This window comes from Flavobacterium muglaense (assembly GCF_014305155.1).
In the GTDB taxonomy this organism is placed as follows: Bacteria; Bacteroidota; Bacteroidia; order Flavobacteriales; family Flavobacteriaceae; genus Flavobacterium; species Flavobacterium muglaense.
In genome coordinates this window covers 1-22927 of record NZ_JACRUK010000032.1, presented here as the reverse complement: position 1 = coordinate 22927, position 22927 = coordinate 1, and the positions used below count along the sequence as shown (strand labels likewise).

Genomic DNA, 22927 nt, shown 5'->3' with positions numbered 1-22927 from the left:
AAAAATAAAAATCATGAAACTATCCGAAATTAAAAAACAACTGAACACGCTTGAAAACGTCACTTTTCAATTGCCTGATGGAACTTATGTTCCAGAACATTTTCACGTTACCGAAGTAGGTTTAGTCACTAAAAACTTTATTGACTGTGGTGGAAAAGTCAGAAAAGAAACGGTTGTAAACTTCCAATTATGGGATGCTAACGACTTTGAACACCGCTTAAAGCCTAAAAAACTATTAGACATTATTGAATTGTCTGAAAAAGTATTGGGAATCGAAGATTTTGAAATTGAGGTCGAATACCAAGCAGGAACCATTGGCAAATACGACTTGGGTTTTAATGGAAAAGATTTTACTTTGTTAAATAAACTTACTGCTTGCCTAGCCGAAGATCAATGTGGAATTCCGCAAGAAAAACAAAAAACAAAACTGTCTGAAATTCCAGTGCAAGGCAATAGTTGTACTCCAGGTGGAGGATGTTGTTAATCTAAAATTTTCTATAAAATGATGCCATCAAAAACACAAATTTTCTCGACAATTGAAAAGGAAATTTTAAATTTTCATCCCGAAAACATTACAACAGAACGTAGAGCTATTTTACAACCTTTGATTGATTATATCCAAATCAAAGTGAGTAATAATGACGAAATTAGACTGAATTTCATCTGCACACACAATTCTAGAAGAAGTCATTTGTCTCAAGTTTGGGCACAAACTGCGGCTTCCTATTTTAATTTTAGCAATGTATTTTGCTACTCTGGAGGTACAGAGGCTACGGCGTTGTTTCCCGTTGTGGCTCAAACATTATCAAATTCAGGTTTTAAAATCAATACCTTATCCGAAGGAGATAATCCGGTTTACAGCATAAAATATACCGATAACGAACATCCTGTAATTGGATTTTCTAAAACTTTTGATGCTGATTTTAATCCAAAAGCCGAGTTTGCAGCTATCTTAACTTGCTCATCTGCTGATCAAGGTTGCCCTTTTATTGCAGGTGCCGAAAAAAGGATTCCAGTTACCTTTGAAGATCCAAAAGCATTTGATAACACACCACAACAAGAAGAAAAATACCATGAAAGAAGCATGCAAATTGCAACCGAACTCTTTTATGTTTTCTCACAAATTAAAAAATAAATATGTCGGCAAATAATTGTGCTCCAGTAGCAAACCGAAAAAAATTAGGCTTTCTAGATAGTTATTTAACGCTTTGGATTTTCCTAGCCATGGCCATAGGAGTAGCAATAGGCTATTTTATCCCTTCAAGCGGAAATTTCATCAATTCATTCTCCAGCGGAACGACTAACATTCCCCTAGCCATTGGACTAATCTTAATGATGTATCCGCCACTGGCTAAAGTAAAATACGAGCAAATGGGGGAAGTGTTTAAAAACACTAAAGTACTAGGCGCATCGGTAGTCCTTAATTGGATTATTGGACCTATTTTAATGTTTGCCTTGGCTTTAATTTTCCTAAACGGCTATCCTGAATACATGATTGGTGTCATCCTGATTGGTTTAGCACGTTGCATTGCAATGGTTGTAGTTTGGAACGACCTAGCCGATGGAGATCGAGAATATGCCGCTGGATTAATAGCGCTAAACAGCATCTTTCAAGTATTGCTTTACAGTGTTTACGCCTATATTTTTATCACTATACTTCCACCCTACTTTGGTTATACTGGATTTGAAGTCAACATCAGTATCGGTCAAATTGCAGAGAGCGTGGGTATCTACTTAGGAATCCCATTTGCATTAGGAATTATTAGTAGATATGCATTGATCGCATTAAAAGGAGCCGATTGGTTCGAAAACAAATTCGTACCTTTTATCTCTCCAATTACTCTTATTTCCTTACTATTTACAATTGTACTTATGTTCAGTTTAAAAGGAGAATTGATTGTTCAAATTCCTATGGACGTGGTTCGAATAGCGATTCCATTGGTTATTTATTTTACCATCATGTTTGTCGTGAGCTTTTTCATCGGAAAATATTTTGGAGCTGATTATTCGAAAAGTACCGCCATTGCATTTACAGCCACAGGAAATAATTTCGAATTGGCCATTGCGGTTGCCATCGGAGTTTTTGGTATTAACAGCGGACAAGCATTTGCCGGAGTTATTGGCCCCTTAGTCGAAGTTCCCGCTTTGATTGCATTAGTAAACGTAGCCTTTTGGTTTAGAAAAAAATACTATAGCACAACTACGTAGTCTTATTCGATTATAAAAATCGTTCAAAATCATAGACCGCAAATTCGCAAATTAAGTACCATCCTAATTTACGAATTTGCGGTTATTTTTTTTTCGAACACCCCTCTTCTTTTGCAAAACAGCCTTTTAAACCTACCTATTACATCTATTGTAATTTCGATTTTGTGATAATTCACCTCATTTTTTACCAAAACACTAATTTCAACCTTTCATTTTACGGATATGCTAATTAATATCCGAAAGCCATTTTTAAGTATTAAAATTAAGTACTTATACGTATATTTGCTACGTAATACTTAATTCATTTAGTATGATTAACATAATAGTAGTCGGAAACGGCATGGTAGGTTTCAAATTTTGTGAAAAATTCATTTCGAAACCAGGACAAGAGAAATATCAAATTACTGTATTTGGAGAAGAACCTAGGCGTGCTTACGACCGTGTTCACTTAAGTGAATATTTTGCGGGAAAAACGGCTGATGACTTATCGATGTCCACATTGGATTGGTATGCCGAAAACAATATTACTCTAAACACATCAGAATTAATTACGGATATCAATAGAGAACAAAAAACAGTACATACGCATCAAGAAAAAACGTATTCTTACGATTATATCGTGTTAGCTACAGGTTCTTCGGCTTTTGTACCACCTATTCAAGGGGTCGAAAAAGAAGGTGTTTTTGTCTATAGAACGATTGAAGATCTTGATGCTATTATGGCTTACGCCAAAAAAATAAAACAAAATGGCGCTACTGATGCTGCTGTTCTTGGTGGAGGATTATTAGGTCTAGAAGCTGCGAAAGCAGTTCGTGACTTGGGTCTAAACCCACATGTTGTTGAGTTTGCTCCTCGCTTAATGCCAAGACAATTGGACAAGGGTGCTAGTGATATGTTGCAATCCAAAATTGAAGAACTAAACATTGGAATACACCTTAATAAAGCCACCCAATATATTGCTGGTGATGACTGCATAACAGGGATGATGTTTGCCGAAGAAAAATTATTAAAAGTAGATATGTTAGTTATATCTGCGGGGATTAAACCTCGTGATGAACTGGGTAGAATTTCTGGACTTGAAGTTGGTGTTCGTGGTGGTATCGAGGTCAATAATAAGATGCAAACATCAGACCCATGTATTTATGCCATTGGAGAAGTAGCGTTATACAACCAAATGATTTACGGCTTAGTTGCTCCAGGATATGAAATGGCCGATGTGGCTGCCGAGCAAATTATGCAAGGCGAAAAAACGATGAGAGAAACCATCGATATGTCTACTCAATTAAAATTAATTGGTGTTGAAGTAGCGAGTTTTGGTGACCCCTTTATTGAAAACGAAAATGTTACTGCTATTGTTTATGAAAATAAATTTAGTGGCATATATAAAAGAATCAATGTTACCAAAGACGGTAAGACGCTTTTGGGCGGAATCCTAGTGGGAGATTCGAGTGATTATAATTGTTTGTTCCAAATTTACAGTAACGCAATGGCATTGCCTCAAAATCCCGAAGATTTAATTCTAGGTTCAAGAGGTGGCGAAAGTTCCACAATGGGCAGCGTAATGGACTTGCCAGACACTGCCGTTATTTGTTCTTGCGAAAATGTTACCAAAGGAAGCATCTGTTGCTCGATTACAGATGGGACTTGCGAAACATTAACTGATGTAGTGAAATTAACCAAAGCAACTTCTGGTTGTGGAGGCTGTAAACCTATGGTTGTTGACTTAGTAAAAGAAGCTCAAAAATCAATAGGAAAAGAAGTAAAAGAATCGCTTTGCGAGCATTTTCAATACACCAGACAAGAATTATTTGATATTGTAAAAATTAACAAATACACTAATTTTTACGAAGTAGTAGATCATCATGGTAAAGGAGACGGTTGCGAAGTATGTAAACCAGTAGTCGCTTCTATCTTCTCTAGTATTTATAACGATACGGCGAACAAACATGTTACTACCCAAGATACAAACGACAGATTCTTAGCTAATATTCAACGTAACGGAACCTACTCTGTAGTTCCAAGAGTTGCCGGTGGAGAAATCACTGCCGAAAAATTAATCGTTATTGGTCAGGTAGCCAAACAATTTGATTTATACACTAAAATCACTGGTGCACAACGTGTCGATTTATTTGGTGCGCACTTAAATGACTTACCAAAAATTTGGAAAATTCTTATCGATAATGGTTTTGAAAGCGGTCATGCCTATGGAAAATCATTACGTGCTGTAAAAAGTTGTGTGGGTAACGCTTGGTGTCGTTACGGAATGGATGACAGTGCTGGTTTTGCCATAGAATTAGAAAACAGATACAAAGGAATTCGTTCTCCACATAAAATAAAAGGAGGTGTTTCGGCTTGTATTAGAGAATGTGCCGAAGCTAGAGGAAAAGATTTTGGACTAATCGCGGTTGAAGGTGGTTGGAACTTATACATCTGTGGAAATGGTGGTGCAACTCCAAAACATGCGGTATTATTAGCAGAACAAATTGACAAAGCAACGGTACTTAAATACTTAGATCGTTTTTTAATGTATTACATCCGCACTGCGGGACCATTAGTTCGTACAGCCACTTGGCTTGACAAACTAGAAGGCGGAATGGATTATTTGAAAGAGGTAATTATTCATGACCGCATCGGGATTTGTGAAGCCCTAGAAGCTGAAATGGAAACATTAGTAGGCACCTTTGAATGTGAGTGGAAACAAGTAATTGAAAAACCAAGATTATTGAAGCGCTTTAGTCATTTTGTTAATAGTGATGAAACGGATGACAATATTGAATACGTGCCCTTAAGAGATCAAAAAATGCCAAAACCTTGGTAATTTCATTAAGGTTTGAAAGTTTTAAAAAATAAAAATCATGGAAAACATACTAAGTAAATATAAAACTGTTTTAGCTACCGAGGCTACAACTTGGTTCAAAGCCGGAAATATCAAAGATTTCCCTAGTAATAGAGGTGGCTGCATCAAATACAAAGACAAACAAATTGCCATTTTTAATTTCGAAAGAAGAAATGAATGGTATGCGTGTCAAAATGCTTGTCCGCACAAACTAGAGATGGTCTTATCAAGAGGTATGACTGGATCAGCGGATGATGTACCAAAAATTGCTTGTCCCATGCACAAAAAAACATTTTCATTAATCGATGGATCTAACTTAAATGGGGAGGAATATGCAATTGCAACCTATCCTGTAAAAATTATAAATGATGAAGTGCTTGTGGGTTTTATAGATTAAACTGCAATTACTTCGTTTAAAATAAACCGCAAATTCGCAAATTACAACTTCAAAATGAGGGGCTAATTGGGGAATTTGCGGTACTTATTTTTAGCATACAAAGAACCTCTGTTGTAAAACCCATCCTTACCATTACATTTAAAACTAATAAATATGTACCTTTGATTATATCCTTTTTAAAATGACAAACACAGCTTTTTATAACGCCAGCAACTTAATTGATGCCGAAAATGCACAAGACCCTAACACTGAAGTATACCAATCTATAAGCTACCCTAAAGAGCTTTTATATTCGAATAGAATGTACGAAAAGCTTATGGAGTTTGAACCAAATGCTTCTGAAGAAGTGCAAATAGCATCCAAAGCACAACACATTTGCCGATGGAAAATAGGTCGTGATAGTTACCCAATGGATCGCGTGGGCTATTTAAAATGGCGCGAAGAGTTGAAAAAATTTCATGCTACTACAACGGCTTCAATCTTAGAAAAAGTAGGTTATGATGCTGCTTTTATAGCACGTGTTTCTTTTTTAATTGAAAAAAAACAACTAAAAAAAGACGAAGAAACACAACTATTAGAAGATGTCATTTGTTTGGTTTTTCTTAGCTATTACCTAGATCCTTTTGTACAAAAACACGACCGAGAAAAAATGAAAAACATCATTTTAAAAACTTGGAATAAAATGTCTGACAAAGGACATCAAGAAGCCTTAAAAATCAATTATAGCGCTAGTAATCTTGATTTAATTAAAGAAGCATTGGGATTGTAATCTTAATTTTTAGATGAAAAAAAAGTACCAGCAGTCGATTGCCAATTTGAATTTTATAAAATTAAAGCGAATGTATCTTTTTGCTTTGATCACCATTGCCATCACGGTACTATTAAGTCAATTACTTATTCAGCACAACTTAAACAGTCAATTGAATGATTCCAGACTGATCAATATATCTGGAAAACAACGCATGTTAAGTCAGAAACTAGTCAAAGAAGTTTTAATCTTGAACTTAGTGACTGATAACATCAAAAGGAAAAAAGAAATTTCGAAAATTAAAGAAACTTTTTCTCTCTGGCGATCCACTCATTTTGCCTTAGAAAAAGGAAGTGATAGCTTGCATTTCCCAACAGATAAAAGTCCCGAATTGCTCCAGTTATTCAAAGCGATACAACCTAATTTTGACAGTATTGTAAGTGCTACTACTCTATTATTAGAAAACAATAACAACTCACAAACACCTCAGACGGTACAAACAATTCTGGATAATGAAGGATTGTTTCTATCTAATATGAATAAAATAGTAGGGCAATATGAGGCCGAAGCATTGCAAAAAGTCACCTTGCAGCGCAATACAGAGTACGCTATTTTAGGATTTACACTTTTAGTTTTGCTACTTGAATTTCTCTTTATTTTTAAACCTACAAATCAAAGAATTGAAGAGCTCATTGGTCAACTTTTTGATTCTGAAAAAAAGGCAATCAAACTAGCGCAAGACACCGAATTGTTGAGTGAAATAAAAGAGAACTCAGTCAAAGAACTTAAATCTCTCAATTATGCAATGGAGAACACCCTACTCTACTGCCGTGTGGCTCCAAGTGGTAACATTATACACATGGGCGAAAAGTTTGCCAAATTATTACAGTACAATCCTTTTTTAACCGAGAAAACCTTTTCAGAAGCACTGACTCCCGTTGACAAAGAGCAACTTATACTAGAGCGAATCTTTACTGAAAAGCAACGCACAGGATGGCAGGGCGAAATAAACATTACCAATCGAAATGACGAATCCATCTATCTGGAACTCTCTATGATACCCGTAACGATCAAGAAAGACGAGTCGGAATTATTAGTGATTTGTTTTGATATTACGGAGCGCAAGAAAGCACAACAGGAAGTGGAACGACTGAACACTGAAAATATTGATAGCAAAATCAACCAACAAAAGGTAATTTCGAGTAAAATCATTGAAAACCAAGAAAATGAACAAAACCGAATTGCACGTGAAATTCATGATGGAATTGGACAAATGCTTACCGGTTTAAAGTTTAGTTTAGAAAGTATTGATCTTGATGACAAAGAAAAATCAGTACAGAAAATTGAATACCTAAAAAAGTTGTCACTAGATATTATAAAAGGAGTGCGAACGGCTACTTTTAATTTAATGCCTCCCGAATTAAGCGATCACGGAATTGTATCTTCACTTTCAAAATTGACACAAGAATTATCAAAACTGACGGGGAAAAATATTCACTTTTATAATAAAACAGGGTTTGACAAACGATTGGATTCTTTAATCGAAATCAATATTTACAGGCTCAGCCAAGAAGCCATAAACAACGCCATAAAATACGCCAACTCCACTGACATCGTTTTGCAATTATCGCATAGTGAGTCTATTTTAAGCATTATCATTGACGATAACGGCAAAGGATTTGACATTAAAGAAGTCGAGAAAAAACGAAATAGCGAATCTGGAATGGGCTTGCTGTTCATGAAAGAAAGAATACAATACATAAATGGCCGCGTATTTATCAACTCCATTCCTAACGAAGGCACAAGAATTACGTTTAATATTCCCATTTAAAACAGATTTATTTTCCACTTTTCAATAAATACGTATATTAGCAACTTACATTAGTTAATTATACGTAACCCTTCGTTTTTAAAATAAGTAAATTATGATGCATTCTATTAAAGTAGTTCTAGCCGATGACCATGTTTTTGTAAGAGATGGAATCAAATCTTTGTTAGAAAACGAAAAAAACATAGCAGTCGTTGCTGAGGCAACTGACGGTCTTGAAGCAATGGAAATTGTTGCAAGTACAAAACCCGACCTGCTTATTCTAGACATTAGAATGCCTAATATGACCGGAATTGAAGTGGTTGAAAAACTACGTAGTCAAAATAATAACGTAAAAATTGTGATGCTCTCCATGCACGAATCAGAAGAGTATGTTTTAAAATCGATAAAAGCAGGCGCCGATGGTTACTTATTGAAAGGTTCTAGCAAAGAAGAGTTTTTAAAAGCGTTGCACACGGTTGCTAATGGTGGAAAATACTTTAGTGGAGACATTTCATCGATATTGATCAACCAACTTACAACGGCAGCCGTTGTTGATGAACCCAAAAGAGTCTTGGCAGAAAATATTGTTATCACAAAAAGAGAAAAAGAAATCCTTAGCTTACTACTTTCAGGTAAAGGAAACAAAGAAATTGCCGAAGCCTTAGAAATCAGTAAACGAACAGCCGAGGTACACCGTTTTAACCTAATGAAAAAACTACAAGTCAAGAACTTAATTGAACTTGCGAATAAAGCAACTGAATATGCTTTAATATAATAGCCGCGGATAAACTAAAAAGGAATACTCTTTTTTAGCAAATTAATAATAAAACGAGTTTTAAACATAAATGTCTAAAAACTTTAATAAAGTACGTATTTATACTTATTTTTAGTGTTCAAAATACGTTATTATACTTATATTTACATAAAAAATATAAGTACAATGGAAAAATCAACTTCATTATTGCAATCGCACCGCATGTTATTTTTGAACACGCTGGCCTTCACTGTTTGTTTTGCTTGCTGGACACTTAACGGTGTATTAGTCACTTATTTAGTTGACAAAGGTATTTTTAATTGGAGCGTTGTTCAAATAGGATGGCTACTGGGAATTCCTATCCTTACAGGTTCGATTATGCGTTTGCCCATCGGGATACTTACTGATAAATTTGGTGGTAAATACGTATTCTCGGCCTTACTATTACTTTGTTCTATCCCTTTATTTTTATTGCCTTTGGCCAATAGTTTCTTCATGTTTGCCATACTTAGTTTCTTCTTTGGAATGGTAGGAACAAGTTTTGCGGTAGGAATTGGATATACTTCAATTTTTTATCCAAAAGAATGGCAAGGAAGAGCATTAGGAATCTTTGGAATGGGTAATGCAGGTGCTGCTATTACTACTTTTATGGCCCCTTCATTACTCAATCATTTTTCTGTTGAAGACCCACAAAACGGTTGGAAAATACTACCAATTATCTACGGTGCCTCTTTATTAATTATTGGAATTTTATTTTTAGTTTTTGCAAAAAACAAAAAAATGGAAAAATCGACCAAAACAATACCACAAATGCTGTCTACTTTAAAAAGCGCTAGAGTTTGGCGTTTTGGAGCGTACTATTTCTTAGTTTTTGGCTGTTTTGTAGCGTACTCACAATGGTTATTACCTAATTTCATGAATGTATACCAAACAAGCTTAGTGATGGGCGGCATGTTTGCCACCATGTTCAGTTTGCCATCTGGAGTAATTAGAGCATTTGGTGGTTATTTATCAGATAAATTTGGTGCTCGAAAAGTCATGTATTGGGTATTAAGCTCTTCTGTAGTATTAAGTGCTTTATTGATGATCCCAAAAATGGAAATTAAAACAGCAGGTCCAGGAGTTATGGCGGGAAAAACCGGGATCGTAACACAAGTAAGTCCTACGAATGTGCGAATTGACAACAAAGATTTCCCAATCGACTCTAAACCAGAAGCGACAACAACTGGTAATATCTTTCCAACAAAATCATCTTGGCAAAAAGTAATTGTAACGCAAAATCAAAGTGTGAGCAAAAAAGAATTATTAGCCAAAGGAGTAACTCGTATCACCTTTGATGCAAACATGTGGGTGTACCTTATTCTTGTAATTTTGATAGGTGTTTCTTGGGGGATTGGTAAAGCAGCAGTTTACAAACACATTCCTGAGTATTTCCCGAACGAAATAGGTGTTGTAGGTGGAATGGTAGGTTTACTAGGTGGTCTGGGAGGTTTCTTTGGTCCTATTATCTTTAGTTACTTATTAACTGTTACTGGAATATGGTCAAGTTCTTGGATATTTGTTCTATTGTTCTCTGTAATCTGTTTGATCTGGATGCATGTTACCATCACTAAAATGATGAACGAAAAACAACCAACTATGTCAAAACAAATAGATAGAAAAAACTAAAACAAACTCCTTTGATTGTTATAAATAGAATCTGAAACACCCCCTTTAAAATGATACAAAAATGAAAAAAATAAACGCAGATTGCTCTATTTGTATCAACACGAACTGTTTTATAAAAAAGCATTCCCATCTGGAAAAAATGCAAGATTATTTACTGCAAAAAACAAATTTCAGTTGCAAAAAAGGACAACAATTTATGATAGAGGGAGCCCCCATGCAAGGATTGTATTTTATCTATAAGGGAAAAGTAAAGGTTTTAAAAACGGGAATTTATGGAAAAGAACATATTGTTAGACTAACACAAGAAGGTGATACCGTAGGTTTTCGAGGATTTGGTACAAGCAATAAGTACTTAATAGGAGCTTCGGCACTTGAAGACACGGTTTTGTGTAATTTTAATAGCCAAGTCATGGAAGACATTCTTAAAAACATCCCCGAATTCACCTATGACATGATGCTCTTTTATGCCGAAGAACTCAATAAAAGTGAAAATAATGTCAAAAAAATTGCTCAAATGAACGTGAGAGAACGCGTTATCGACACACTATTATACCTTTTGAAAAAATTCGGTCAAATAAATAATCTAATTGATATAAACCTGTCCCGAAAGGAAATTGCCGATTTTGCAGGAACTACTGATGAACAAGTAACTCGCATTTTTTCTAGCTTAAAAAAAGAAGGACTTATAAAAATTGTAGGCAAGAAAATAAGCCTCCTTCAAGTTGAAAAAATGAAACAAGAAGTTATAGAACACCGTTAATTTCAAAATTTAAGAAACCAGGTCTTACTGAATTAAAAACTCAATAGCCTACTTTTTTATTTCTTACCCAACTAAAAGTAGTTTTGGAATTTTTTATAATATCATTTATCTCCTCAAAATACAGAGGTAGTCTCACAATAAAGACTGCCTCTTTTTTTATGCAAAAAAACCAGATTTACGTATGCTAATACGTGTGTTTTTATTCATTTTAATCCATACGTAATTATACAACACACTAAAAAACAATGCGTTAATCAAATAACCTGTATTTACACCTATTTTAAAAGGCGAAACACCAAACTAATAGAAGCTTAAAAAGCTAAAATACAGTGCGTAAATCGTGTTTTATAAGTAAAACTACGTACGTACATTTACTAAGTAAATAATTCGAAAGAAATCAAATATCAATTAAAAACCTTTTATTATGAAGTTACTAAAAACAATCTGCCTTTCTTTTATGGGAGTTATAAGTACCGCTACTTATGCACAAGATTTTGATGCCAACATACAAATTAGACCTCGATACGAATATAGAAACGGATTTAAAAGCTTATTAAAAACAGGAGACAGCCCTACTTCATTTATATCGCAACGTTCTCGATTGAATTTAAATTTCAAACAAGATAAATTAAAATTGAAATTGGCCTTACAAAATGTACGCACTTGGGGAGACGTCGCTACAACAACTACTGCTGATAAAAATGGTATTGCAGTTTTTGAAGCGTATGCAGAATATAGTTTTGATGACAAATGGAGTGCCCGTCTTGGTCGTCAATCCTTATCGTATGATAACCAACGCATCATGGGTGGAATTGACTGGATCCAGCAAGGACAAAGTCATGATGCCGCTTTAATCACTTATAAAACGGCCAAAAACCAATTGGACTTAGGATTTGCACATAATGCCAATGCCGAGAACCTACTAGAACCAACAACAGCATACACAACCAATTATAAAAACATGCAATATGCTTGGTATCATACTAACATTGAAAAACTTAATGCAAGCTTCTTATTCTTGAATGCTGGCTACCAATATTTAAAAACACCAATCGATTTACAAACAGATTACATTCAAACTTACGGAACTTATTTGACCTATAAAGGTAAAAAATGGGACTTTGATTTCGGATTATACGGACAATCAGGAAAAAGTAGCGGAATCGATTTGGGTGCTATGAACGCAGGGGGAAACTTAGGATATACCGTTTCTGATAAATTCAAAGCCACACTAGGATACGAGTTCCTTTCTGGAAAAGACCAAAACGATACCGACACCAAAATTAAATCATTTACACCACTATTTGGAACCAATCACGCCTTTAATGGATTCATGGATTATTTCTACGTAGGGAATCACAAAAACAGCGTTGGTTTACAAGATGCTTATTTGAAACTCGATTTCGGAATCAAAAAAGTAAAATTCTCCTTGACTCCTCATGTATTCTATGCTCCAAATAAAGTCTTGGCTGCAGGGGTAGAACAAGATTCTTACTTAGGAACAGAAGTAGATGTAACAGCAGGATACAAAGTATATAAAGACATTATGCTAGTAGCAGGATATTCACAAATGTTTGGTTCATCTACTTTAGAAACTTTAAAAACAGGTGATGCTAGCAAATCGAATAATTGGGCTTGGGTAATGATCAACATCAACCCACAAATATTTTCAACAAAAAAATAACAATCAACAACTTAAAAAAATAGAACATGAAAAAATTAGTGTTTAGATTATCAGTACTCGCTATTACCTCATTAAGTGTGATAAGCTGTAAAAAGGACGATAAAAAAGAAGCTACAACTGGCGCTGAAACGAGCTCAACATCAAAAACAGAGCAGTTGGTTTTAGAAAAACCACAAGTGACTTTAGGATTTATAAAATTGACCGATATGGCTCCTTTGGCTATAGCCAAAGAAAAAGGCTTCTTTGAAGACGAAGGTTTATTTGTCACTCTTGAAGCACAATCCAACTGGAAAAATGTATTAGACCGTGTGATTGATGAACAAATTGACGGATCCCACATGCTGGCAGGACAGCCTATTGCTGCAGCTGTAGGTTTTGGAAGACAAGCCAAATTAGTGACCACTTTCTCGATGGATTTAAACGGAAATGCCATCACTGTTTCTAATGATGTGTGGTCAAAAATGAAACCAGGATTACCTATGAAAGATGGAAAACCAGTACATCCTATTAGTGCTAGTGCTTTACTTCCTGTTATAAAGGAATACAAAAATGCCAACAAACCATTTAAAATGGGGATGGTCTTCCCGGTATCAACACACAATTACCAATTGAGATATTGGTTGGCCGCAGGAGGAATTAACCCTGGACAATATACCAAAGACAATGCACAAGGGATGATCAATGCCGATGTATTATTATCAGTAACAGCACCACCACAGATGCCGGCTACGCTTGAAGCAGGTACTATCAACGGATACTGCGTAGGAGAACCGTGGAACCAGCAGGCAGTAAGCAAGGGAATTGGAGTTCCTGTAATTACCAGTCGTGATATTTGGAAAAACCACCCCGAAAAAGTATTTGTAATGACGTAAGCTTTTATCAATAAAAACCCCAATACGGCAATCGCAATTACTAAAGCCCTGATTAGAGCAGGAAAATGGTTGGATGATCCGAAAAATAGATTAGAAGCCGTTAAAATTTTATCAAGTCCAGCGTATGTAGGTGCCGATGAAAATGTATTGAAAAACTCGATGACAGGAACCTTTGAATATGAAAAAGGAGACAAACGTGACGCTGCTGACTTTAACGTATTCTTTAAAGACAATGCTACGTATCCATACTATTCAGACGGAATTTGGTTTATGACGCAAATGAGACGTTGGGGACAAATCACCGAATCAAAACCAGCAGAATGGTATGCATCAAAAATCAAAGAAGTGTACAAACCAGAAATTTGGACAAAAGCAGCGGAACTATTAGTAAAAGAAGGAAACTTAGACCAAGCAGATATTCCTACTACAGATGGTTACAAACCAGCAACGGCCGACTTTATTGATGGTGTAAAATACGATGGTAAACAACCATTAGAATATATTAAAAGTATGAAAATAGGAAATAAAAACTAAATCATAGCATAATGTAGTTGGGGATGTTGTAGTTGCATCCTCAACTTTTTATTAAAAAACTACAATTAGAATGGTTTGTTACAATGGAAAAATGAGTTTTTAATAGCAATCAATTTGCACTCCTTCCAACCAATTTTAAATATATAAAACTAGAAACATGAAGACTAAAATAATAAAAGCGGTACAATTTATTGGACTGGGTTACTTAGAACCACTCATTAGATTATTGACTGGAGAAGATTTGAAAAAAAATGGAAAGGAAGCATTTAAAAGAATCCTATTTCCTCTTTTATCAGTGGTATTATTTATCTTATTATGGCACTCTTTTTCTAGTTATTTAAATAATGTGGAATCCGAAATAAAAATTGAAAAAGCATTGAAAGATCAAGGTCCTGAAGCGGCAAAAAAACTAGAAGCTTGTATTGCATCAGGTGACATCAGTTGCAGACCCAATTCCTTGCCTTCTCCTGCTATGGTATTATCGGCTGTAGGAAAGTTATGGGACGATCATAAAATAATGGCTGCCAAAAAACAAGAATTTATAGACAAATACGAATCTATAAATGCAGAACGAGAAGCCAAAGGGCAAATAAAAATTGTGTATACAGGCCGACCATCATTTGTAGATCAAATCGTAACGAGTTTAAAAACCGTTTTTGCAGGTTTCCTGCTCTCGATTATTATAGCCGTTCCCACAGGAATTTTATTAGGATTGAGTACTACTCTACGAACATCCTTCAACTGGATTGTTCAAATATTCAAACCTGTATCACCAGTAGTTTGGTTACTATTAGTTTCTATGATTGTAAAAACAGTTTTAACCAATGTTGATGTCGAGAAATCATTTGTCATCTCCTTTATCAGTGTTGGTTTATGCTCTATGTGGGCAACACTTGTTAACACCAGCGTAGGAGTTTCGTCAGTAGATAAAGATTACATTAACGTGGCCAAAGTGTTGCAATTGGGAACTTTTAGCAAAGTTTTCAAAATCATCCTTCCCTCCTGTTTCCCGATGATTTTCACTGGATTGCGTATTACACTTTCTGTAGCTTGGATGGTATTGATCGCAATTGAATTATTGGCGCAAAGCCCTGGTTTGGGTTCATTTGTATGGGAAGAATTCCAAAATGGCTCTAGCGATTCTAATTCGAAAATTATTGTAGCCATGTTTGTAATTGGTATCATCGGATTTATGCTGGATCGCGTCATGATGATTTTTCAAAAATTACTAACGTTTACTGATTAAAATTCGTAGTAGAGAGCTCTTGTTAGAAACTTTTAACTTTTAAACTTTAAACAAAAAAAAATCATGGCCTATTTAGAACTCATAAATGTTTGTAAATCCTACGGTGAAGGCAAAAACAAAACCGAAGTATTATCCAACATCAACTTAAAAATAGAAGAAGGAGAATTTGTTGCGATTGTAGGTTTTACAGGTAGCGGAAAAACCACCTTAGTCAATCTAATTGCGTGATTAATTGAACCCGATTCGGGAGAAATTTTATTCAAAGGAAAACCCATTCAAGGCACCAGTCATGAACGTGGCATCATCTTTCAAAATTATTCTTTGCTTCCGTGGCTTAGCGTTTATGACAATATTGCCATGGCGGTAAAAGCAGCTTTTAAAGATTGGACCACAAAACAAGTAGAAGAACAAGTAAATGGTTTTATCAAAAAAGTAAATCTTGCGCATGCAGCGCACAAAAAACCAAAAGAACTCTCAGGAGGAATGCGTCAACGTGTGGCTGTAGCGAGAACACTAGCAATGAAACCCGAATTGATTTTGATGGACGAGCCTTTGGGCGCATTGGATGCTTTGACAAGAGGAAATTTACAAGAAGAAATCCTATCGATCTGGAGCGAAGACAAGCGCACCGCTTTATTGATTACCAATGATGTTGATGAAGGTGTATTTATGGCCGATAGAGTCATTCCGTTGCGTCCTGGTCCAAAAGCCACTTTGGGTCCCGAGTTTGAAATTGAAATTGATCGCCCTCGAAACAAAATTGCCCTAAACCATTTGGACAGTTTTAAAAAATTAAGAAATTCAATTATCGAATATTTAATGGAAATTGGACAAGAACGAACAGCTGGAATACCTATTAGCAATTATGAATTACCCGATTTAGTACCTACTAAATTCAATTAAAATTCATTATAATCTAAAAAGAAAGAAACCATGATAGACGCCATTTTAGACAAAGAAAAAATAGATCGTGACCCACAGGGATTCGAAAAATACATGTTAGAGTTATCCAACCTAACCAAAGTTTATCCCACGCCCACAGGTGATTTTGTAGTTTTAGAAAATCTAAATTTAAAAATTAAAGAAGGGGAATTTGTATCCATTATTGGTCATTCGGGTTGTGGAAAAACAACCTTACTTTCGATGATCGCAGGATTAAACCCCATTTCTGGTGGTCAAATCATATTAAACGGAACTCCAATTTCAGGTCCTGGACCAGATCGAGGAGTTATCTTTCAATCTCCAAGTTTACTACCTTGGATGAGTGCTTTGGAAAATGTATTATTGGGAGTCGAAAAAGTTTTTGCCCATGCTACCAAAAAGCAACGGGATGACATTTGTAAATACTATCTAAGCAAAGTGGGACTTGACGGCGCCTTTGACAAAAAAGCCAAAGACCTTTCGCAAGGAATGAAACAAAGGGTTGGTATTGCACGAGCATTGGCTTTAAAGCCACAAATATTATTGCTTGACGAACCTTTTGGAATGCTAGATTCTTTAACAAGAGGAGAATTACAAGACGTTTTATTAGAAGTTTTAGACAAAGAAAAAACCACCGGAATCATGATTACACACGATGTTGATGAATCCATTTTCCTAGCAGATCGTGTCATTATGATGACCTCTGGACCAAGAGCGCAAATAGGCGATATACTAGACATTAATTACGAAAGACCGCGAAACAGAAAATCCATTCTAGAACATCCTACTTATTATGATAATCGCGAACATTTAATTAATTTCTTGGAACATTAGAAATAAAATCGCTACTACTTAAATGTAGTTAGCAAACTAAAATATTTTAACACGAATGGCACGAATTAGCCCGAATTATTTGGTGCACATTCGTGTAATTTGTGTTTTATTTTTTTTAACCTGAAAAAGCAGCTTAGCTGTTAAATACCCTATTAAAGAGGAATAGAATTTATCAATGTTATAATTTAACCCCAGCTTTTGCAATAATTTTTGAGTTTACAGCGTCAGATTCTACAAATCAATAAAACTGACTAAAAACAAATCTGAATTACGTATTATTACGTATTAATACGTGTTTTTTAAACTGTGATTAACTAAAATCTAGTTAACTCTCATTTTAGAAACAACTAAGATCATACCTAATGCAAAATCCAGAAATCAAAACTACGTGTTCCTATTGTGGTGTAGGCTGCGGAATTATTGTAACAAAAGATTCCAAAAATGGCGTAACCGTGCGCGGTGATGAAAATCATCCTGTAAATAGAGGAATGCTTTGTTCTAAAGGGATGAACTTGCATTATGTAGCCAATGACACTTCGGATAGGATTTTGTATCCAGAAATGCGTTGGAGCAAATCCCACCCCATGGAAAGGGTTAGTTGGGACGCAGCAATGGATCGAGCTGCCGCCGTTTTTTCGTCAATTATAAAAAAATACGGGCCAGATAGCGTGGGGTTTTACGTCTCAGGACAATGCCTTACCGAGGAATATTACTTAGTAAACAAACTGGTAAAAGGATTTTTAAAAACCAATAATATCGATACTAACTCTCGCTTGTGCATGAGCTCAGCCGTGGTGGGATATAAAAAAACTTTTGGAGAAGACTCGGTTCCTATCGCCTATGATGATATTGAGCTAGCAGATACTTTCCTGATCACGGGAGCAAATCCGGCTTGGTGTCACCCTATTCTATTTAGACGATTAGAGCAACACCGTGAAAAAAATCCTAAAGTCAAGGTCATTGTAATTGACCCAAGACGCACGGACACAGCAGCCACAGCCGACTTGCATCTTCAAATTATACCGGGCTCTGATATTATATTGTACCATGCTTTAGCCAAATGCATTATCGAAAGAGGGTATTCGGATAGTGATTTTGTGAAAAAAAATACCGAAAACTACCTTGCTTATAAAGAACTTGTTCTAAGTACTTCATTAGAAAAAGCATCCAAACTATGTGGCATTTCTGTTAGTGATATCAAATTAGCTGCCGATTTAATTGGTAAGGCCGAAGGTTTCCTATCACTTTGGGCCATGGGGCTTAATCAAAGTGCCATTGGGGTGGATAAAAATACCGCATTGCTCAACATTTCCTTATTAACAGGCCATGTGGGGAAACCCGGTTCCGGTCCTTTTTCATTAACGGGTCAGCCCAATGCTATGGGCGGTCGTGAAGTGGGTGGAATGGCGAATTTACTCGCGGTTCATAAAGATTTAGGCAACCCAATTCACCGTCAGGAAGTAGCTGATTTTTGGGGAGTAGATGCTATTTCTCCAAATCCAGGATTGACAGCAACCGAAATGTTTGACGCTTTAGAATCTGGAAAAATGAAAGCCATTTGGGTCATTTGTACCAATCCATTAGTGAGTTTGCCTGATTCTAGAAGAGTCGAAAAAGCTTTGGCGAAAGCCAAATTTGTAGTGGTACAAGAAATATCACATAATGCAGATACGGCTAAGCATGCTGACTTACTCTTGCCCGCTGCGGGTTGGTTAGAGAAAGAAGGTACAATGACCAACTCCGAACGTCGTATTTCCTATTTACCCAAAGGAATTAACCCACCAGGAGAAGCACTATCTGACGTAGAGATCTTGATTCGTTTTGCTAAAAAAATGAATTTTACTGGTTTCAATTTCAATACTACCGAAGAAGTCTACAAGGAATACTGTCAAATGACTAAAAATACCTCAATTGACATTTCCTTTTTAAATTATACAAGACTAAAAAACGAAGGGACTTTTCAATGGCCTGTTCCCGATTATGGACATCCCGGAACCCCTCGTTTATTTACGGATAAAAAGTTTTATACGCCTTCGCAAAAGGCAATTTTCAACCTGCCAACCGCTATTGAAAACACTTCAGAACAACCTACAGATCAATATCCGTTTATCCTTACTACGGGGCGCGTGAGAGATCAATGGCACACCATGACTAAAACTGGAAAAGTGTCTCGATTGATGACCCATAGCCCGAGCCCATTATTATAAATTAATCCTATTGACGCGTTTAAAACAGGTATTAAAAACGGTGATATCGCCTTAATAACTAGTAAAAACGGAACCGTTCGTGTAAAAGCAAAGGTGACGGATAGCATCAAGGAAACCGTTGTTTTCTTACCCATGCATTGGGGGAAACAGTTAGAAAACGATTTGAATCGAACAAATAACTTGACCAATACCGTAGTGGATCCAGTTTCTAAAGAACCTGATTTTAAATTCACCACTGTATCAGTTACAAAATACAGCAAACCTTTCCAAAAAATTGCCATTGTTGGAGCTGGAGCGGCGGCTTTTCGCTTTATTCAGAATTATAGAGAAATCAATACAACCGATGAGATTATTGTTTTTTCGAATGAAATAAATCCGTTTTACAACCGCGTTTTATTGCCCGAATATGTAACAGCCGAACTGTCTTGGGACAAACTTTTAAAAATAAAAGACGACGCTCTAGGCAAATTAAATATTACAATGAAATCTGGCGTAGGGATAGATTCGATCAATACAAACGCCAAAACCTTGGTTGCTAGTGATGGTTCCCAGCATAATTTTGACAACTTAATCTTGGCCACAGGTAGCCGCCCTTTTATCCCAGAAAATGCCCAATTGCATTTACCAGGACGCTTTACCATTCGAAAAAAAGAAGATGCAGACCGACTTAAAAACTACTTAGACAACACTGGTTTGAGTCCGCAAGAGCAACATGTTGTCATTGTAGGAGGTGGATTGCTCGGTTTAGAATTAGCTGCTGCCTTAAAGCATAAAAAAGTAAAAATTACTATTATTCAAAGGGCTTCAAGATTGATGGAACGCCAGTTGGACCGTGTTTCAAGTAAATTATTGGCCGAAGAGGTACAATTGCGTGACATTCAAATTTATTTTGATAATGAAGTCAGTACCGTATTTGAAACTGATAATACAAATGAACTGGAAATCGCTTTAAAAAGTGGACGTATCCTGACCGCAAATGCCATTGTGTACACGATAGGAACGATTCCTAACATTGAAATTGCCAAAGAAGCTGGCATTAGTTGTGGTCGTGGTGTAAAAGTAAATCAATACTTGCAATCTTCTAATCCGGATGTTTTTGCCATTGGAGAAATAGCCGAATTCAATAACCATTTGTTCGGGATAACCTCAGCGGCAGAAGAGCAAGCGGATATATTGGCCAATTACCTTGGCGGCGACATTAGCAGTTATTACAAAGGTTCGGTTTTAATGAATATCTTAAAACTAGAAGATATTAACCTTTGTAGCATTGGTCAAATTGAAATTCCCGAAAATGATGATTCTTACGAAGAAATTATTTTTGCCGACTTGAAACAGCGTTATTACAAAAAATGTATCGTTAAGGATGACTTGCTAATTGGTGCAATTTTGATGGGCGATAAAAATGAATTTGCCGAATTCAAGAGCATGATCGAAAGCAAAATCGAATTGTCGGACAAGAGGAATTCACTTTTACGAGGCAGCTCGAATGCTAAACCAGTTTTAGGAAAACTCGTTTGTTCCTGCAGTCAAGTTGGTAGTGGAAATATTGAAGAAGCCATAAAAAGCGGAACCGCTAATTTCACCGAATTGTGCAAAAGCACCGGAGCTGGTTTAGGCTGTGGAAGTTGTAAAATCGAGGTTAAAGAGATATTATCTAAATGTAAATAACAAGAAGTAATCAGTGTTCCGTTTTTTAGTATTCATTTAAAAACTGCCTACTACAAACCAGCACTTTAAATTATCCAATAAAGACGAACCGATTACCCAATAACTGAACACTGAACACTAATTACTGAATACTATAAACTATGGAACTAACGAGATTAATAGTAAAAGGAGGCGTTATTTCACCAGGTGAATTGCGTGATATTGTAAACATGGGATTGGAACAAGGGCTGAAAGATTTTTCTTTTGGATCTCGACAAGATATTATTTTTCCTAATGGGTTTGTCAACCTAGAAAACTCTGAAACAACAAAACACCACGTTATTTTTCCCGATGAAAAAAGTGGCAATAACATTGTTTCTTCCTACGTTGCCACAGATATTATTAGAAATACCAACTGGCTTACCGGAAACAAATTCCTGTATATATTAGAACAATTTAAAGACCAACCGGCTTTAAAAGTCAATATCACCGACCCAAAACAACAACTCGTTCCGTTGTTTACTGGACATATTAACTTCATTGCTTCAGAGCATGAGGATTATTGGTTTTTGTACATTCGTTTGCCCAATTGGGAGCGCATGGAAGTCTATCCCGTGTTGATTTACAGTTGGGATATTTCAAAAATTTATTACGAAATTGAAAAAGTAGTTAGCGAAGATGCCTACGGTATCGATATGATCTTTAGTTTGGTCAGCGAAGCTTTGGACACCAATAACAGAACAATTGATAAACCATTGAACGTTCCTTTTTATCCGTTTCCGTATTACGAAGGCATGAACCGATTAGGAATCGATCAATACTGGTTGGGTTTGTATTGGAGAAATAATCTATACGATTTAGAATTCTTGAAAGAAATGTGTGAGTTGTGTTTTGACTGTAAAATAGGAAAAATATGCATCACGCCCTGGAAATCATTTATTGTAAAAGGAATCCCTAAAGACCGAAAACTAGACTGGGAGAAATTCTTAGGTCAAAAAGGAATCAATGTTCGCCACTCCCTTTTAGAACTCAACTGGCATTTACCTGTAGCAATGGAATGGGCGCTGAATTTAAAAACGTTTTTAGTGCGCACCCTAGACCAATTTGACATTAGCACCTACGGACTAACCTTTGGAATTGCAGAGTACAACAGAGACGGTCACTACTTTACCTCTATTGTGGTGGAGAAAAATGAATTACCAAAAGACTTGGCTTCTATAAAAATTAGAGATACGTACAATGTGCTTTACGCCAAGAATTTTGATCCCAATAAACGGGAATACATCGTGCATGCGCAGGATGTGGACAAACTGGAATTGCCGACTATTTTAATCGAATTAAGTAAAAAATATTTTGAAGAATTAGGGAATCCAATTACCGAAATTGAAGCTGCAACCGCTGTCAAAAAAGAACTAAAAGCGCACGAAATTCATCAATGTCAGGAATGCTTAACCGTTTACAATGCTGATTATGGAGATCGAGAACAAGGCATTGAAAAAGGCACTTTGTTCAAGGGTTTACCTGTGGACTATTGTTGCTCCCTTTGCGAAGCACCAAAATCAAAATTCATTGCGTTGCATCTTGAAAAACTGGGTGCTGTTTAGTTTGGAATATAAATGATTTATCAAAACTGAATTACAAAGTTTTTTTTTACCACATAGAAGCATAGAAAAAAAGAAATAGATAGAACAATCATTGTTTAATCATAGCTAATCTATGTGAATAGTAAAGCCCTATCAACCTCTTTTTTAAAGACAATAACGGCTATGTTTCTATGTGGTAAGAAAAAAATAGACAGAAC

General features: G+C 35.9%; 14 protein-coding genes and 3 pseudogenes. All 17 read left to right on the top strand.

All coding sequences use genetic code 11. The annotated features are described in order from the left end of the window. Positions 1-13: 13 nt before the first annotated feature. Positions 14-484, top strand: coding sequence for a DUF6428 family protein (locus H8R24_RS12375; protein WP_187020775.1), 471 nt, complete (start codon positions 14-16; stop codon positions 482-484). Positions 485-502: 18 nt separating this feature from the next. After that, entirely contained in the window at positions 503-1135 is a 633-nt protein-coding gene (locus H8R24_RS12370) for an arsenate-mycothiol transferase ArsC (RefSeq protein WP_187020777.1), read from the top strand. A 2-nt stretch (positions 1136-1137) separates the two neighbouring features. Next, positions 1138-2208, top strand: a complete 1071-nt coding sequence (gene arsB / locus H8R24_RS12365; protein WP_187020780.1) for an ACR3 family arsenite efflux transporter — start codon at positions 1138-1140, stop codon at positions 2206-2208. Between the two features lie 310 nt (positions 2209-2518). Next, positions 2519-5026, top strand: coding sequence for a nitrite reductase large subunit NirB (gene nirB, locus H8R24_RS12360; RefSeq protein WP_187020782.1), 2508 nt, complete (start codon positions 2519-2521; stop codon positions 5024-5026). Positions 5027-5063: 37 nt separating this feature from the next. Further along, complete coding sequence (nirD, locus tag H8R24_RS12355) at positions 5064-5441, top strand: nitrite reductase small subunit NirD (protein WP_187020784.1); 378 nt, start codon at positions 5064-5066, stop codon at positions 5439-5441. A gap of 181 nt (positions 5442-5622) precedes the next feature. Continuing rightward, positions 5623-6210 carry a DUF4202 domain-containing protein gene (locus tag H8R24_RS12350; RefSeq protein WP_187020787.1) on the top strand — a complete coding sequence of 196 codons (588 nt, stop codon included), beginning with the start codon at positions 5623-5625 and terminating at the stop codon, positions 6208-6210. 13 nt (positions 6211-6223) lie between these two features. After that, positions 6224-8020, top strand: a complete 1797-nt coding sequence (locus H8R24_RS12345) for a sensor histidine kinase (RefSeq protein ID WP_187020789.1) — start codon at positions 6224-6226, stop codon at positions 8018-8020. 94 nt (positions 8021-8114) lie between these two features. Beyond that, positions 8115-8774 (top strand): response regulator, encoded by a 660-nt coding sequence (locus tag H8R24_RS12340; RefSeq protein WP_187020791.1) that lies wholly within the window; start codon positions 8115-8117, stop codon positions 8772-8774. A 165-nt stretch (positions 8775-8939) separates the two neighbouring features. Beyond that, a complete protein-coding gene (locus H8R24_RS12335; RefSeq protein ID WP_187020793.1) occupies positions 8940-10421 on the top strand; it encodes an MFS transporter in 1482 nt (493 codons plus the stop codon). A gap of 61 nt (positions 10422-10482) precedes the next feature. Further along, the gene (locus H8R24_RS12330; protein WP_187020795.1) at positions 10483-11181 is read left to right on the top strand and encodes a Crp/Fnr family transcriptional regulator; all 699 of its coding nucleotides are present in this window, start codon (positions 10483-10485) and stop codon (positions 11179-11181) included. 424 nt (positions 11182-11605) lie between these two features. After that, complete coding sequence (locus H8R24_RS12325) at positions 11606-12865, top strand: alginate export family protein (protein WP_187020798.1); 1260 nt, start codon at positions 11606-11608, stop codon at positions 12863-12865. 26 nt (positions 12866-12891) lie between these two features. Then, positions 12892-14271 (top strand): annotated as a pseudogene (locus H8R24_RS12320) (CmpA/NrtA family ABC transporter substrate-binding protein). Between the two features lie 157 nt (positions 14272-14428). Further along, complete coding sequence (locus H8R24_RS12315; protein WP_187020800.1) at positions 14429-15517, top strand: ABC transporter permease; 1089 nt, start codon at positions 14429-14431, stop codon at positions 15515-15517. A gap of 63 nt (positions 15518-15580) precedes the next feature. Next, positions 15581-16420, top strand: a pseudogene (locus H8R24_RS12310) (ABC transporter ATP-binding protein). A 30-nt stretch (positions 16421-16450) separates the two neighbouring features. Next, positions 16451-17272: an ABC transporter ATP-binding protein gene (locus H8R24_RS12305; protein WP_187020802.1), complete on the top strand. Its 822-nt coding sequence runs from the start codon at positions 16451-16453 to the stop codon at positions 17270-17272. 362 nt (positions 17273-17634) lie between these two features. After that, positions 17635-21147: pseudogene (locus tag H8R24_RS12300) on the top strand (molybdopterin-dependent oxidoreductase). 140 nt (positions 21148-21287) lie between these two features. Then, a complete protein-coding gene (locus H8R24_RS12295; RefSeq protein WP_187020804.1) occupies positions 21288-22730 on the top strand; it encodes a rubredoxin in 1443 nt (480 codons plus the stop codon). Positions 22731-22927: the final 197 nt, after the last annotated feature.

Bases quoted from the DNA above. Each gene is read 5' to 3' on its own strand.
- H8R24_RS12375 (WP_187020775.1), top strand. From the start codon at position 14: ATGAAACTATCCGAAATTAAAAAACAACTGAACACGCTTGAAAACGTC.
- H8R24_RS12370 (WP_187020777.1), top strand. From the start codon at position 503: ATGATGCCATCAAAAACACAAATTTTCTCGACAATTGAAAAGGAAATT.
- arsB (WP_187020780.1), top strand. From the start codon at position 1,138: ATGTCGGCAAATAATTGTGCTCCAGTAGCAAACCGAAAAAAATTAGGC.
- nirB (WP_187020782.1), top strand. From the start codon at position 2,519: ATGATTAACATAATAGTAGTCGGAAACGGCATGGTAGGTTTCAAATTT.
- nirD (WP_187020784.1), top strand. From the start codon at position 5,064: ATGGAAAACATACTAAGTAAATATAAAACTGTTTTAGCTACCGAGGCT.
- H8R24_RS12350 (WP_187020787.1), top strand. From the start codon at position 5,623: ATGACAAACACAGCTTTTTATAACGCCAGCAACTTAATTGATGCCGAA.
- H8R24_RS12345 (WP_187020789.1), top strand. From the start codon at position 6,224: ATGAAAAAAAAGTACCAGCAGTCGATTGCCAATTTGAATTTTATAAAA.
- H8R24_RS12340 (WP_187020791.1), top strand. From the start codon at position 8,115: ATGATGCATTCTATTAAAGTAGTTCTAGCCGATGACCATGTTTTTGTA.
- H8R24_RS12335 (WP_187020793.1), top strand. From the start codon at position 8,940: ATGGAAAAATCAACTTCATTATTGCAATCGCACCGCATGTTATTTTTG.
- H8R24_RS12330 (WP_187020795.1), top strand. From the start codon at position 10,483: ATGAAAAAAATAAACGCAGATTGCTCTATTTGTATCAACACGAACTGT.
- H8R24_RS12325 (WP_187020798.1), top strand. From the start codon at position 11,606: ATGAAGTTACTAAAAACAATCTGCCTTTCTTTTATGGGAGTTATAAGT.
- H8R24_RS12315 (WP_187020800.1), top strand. From the start codon at position 14,429: ATGAAGACTAAAATAATAAAAGCGGTACAATTTATTGGACTGGGTTAC.
- H8R24_RS12305 (WP_187020802.1), top strand. From the start codon at position 16,451: ATGATAGACGCCATTTTAGACAAAGAAAAAATAGATCGTGACCCACAG.
- H8R24_RS12295 (WP_187020804.1), top strand. From the start codon at position 21,288: ATGGAACTAACGAGATTAATAGTAAAAGGAGGCGTTATTTCACCAGGT.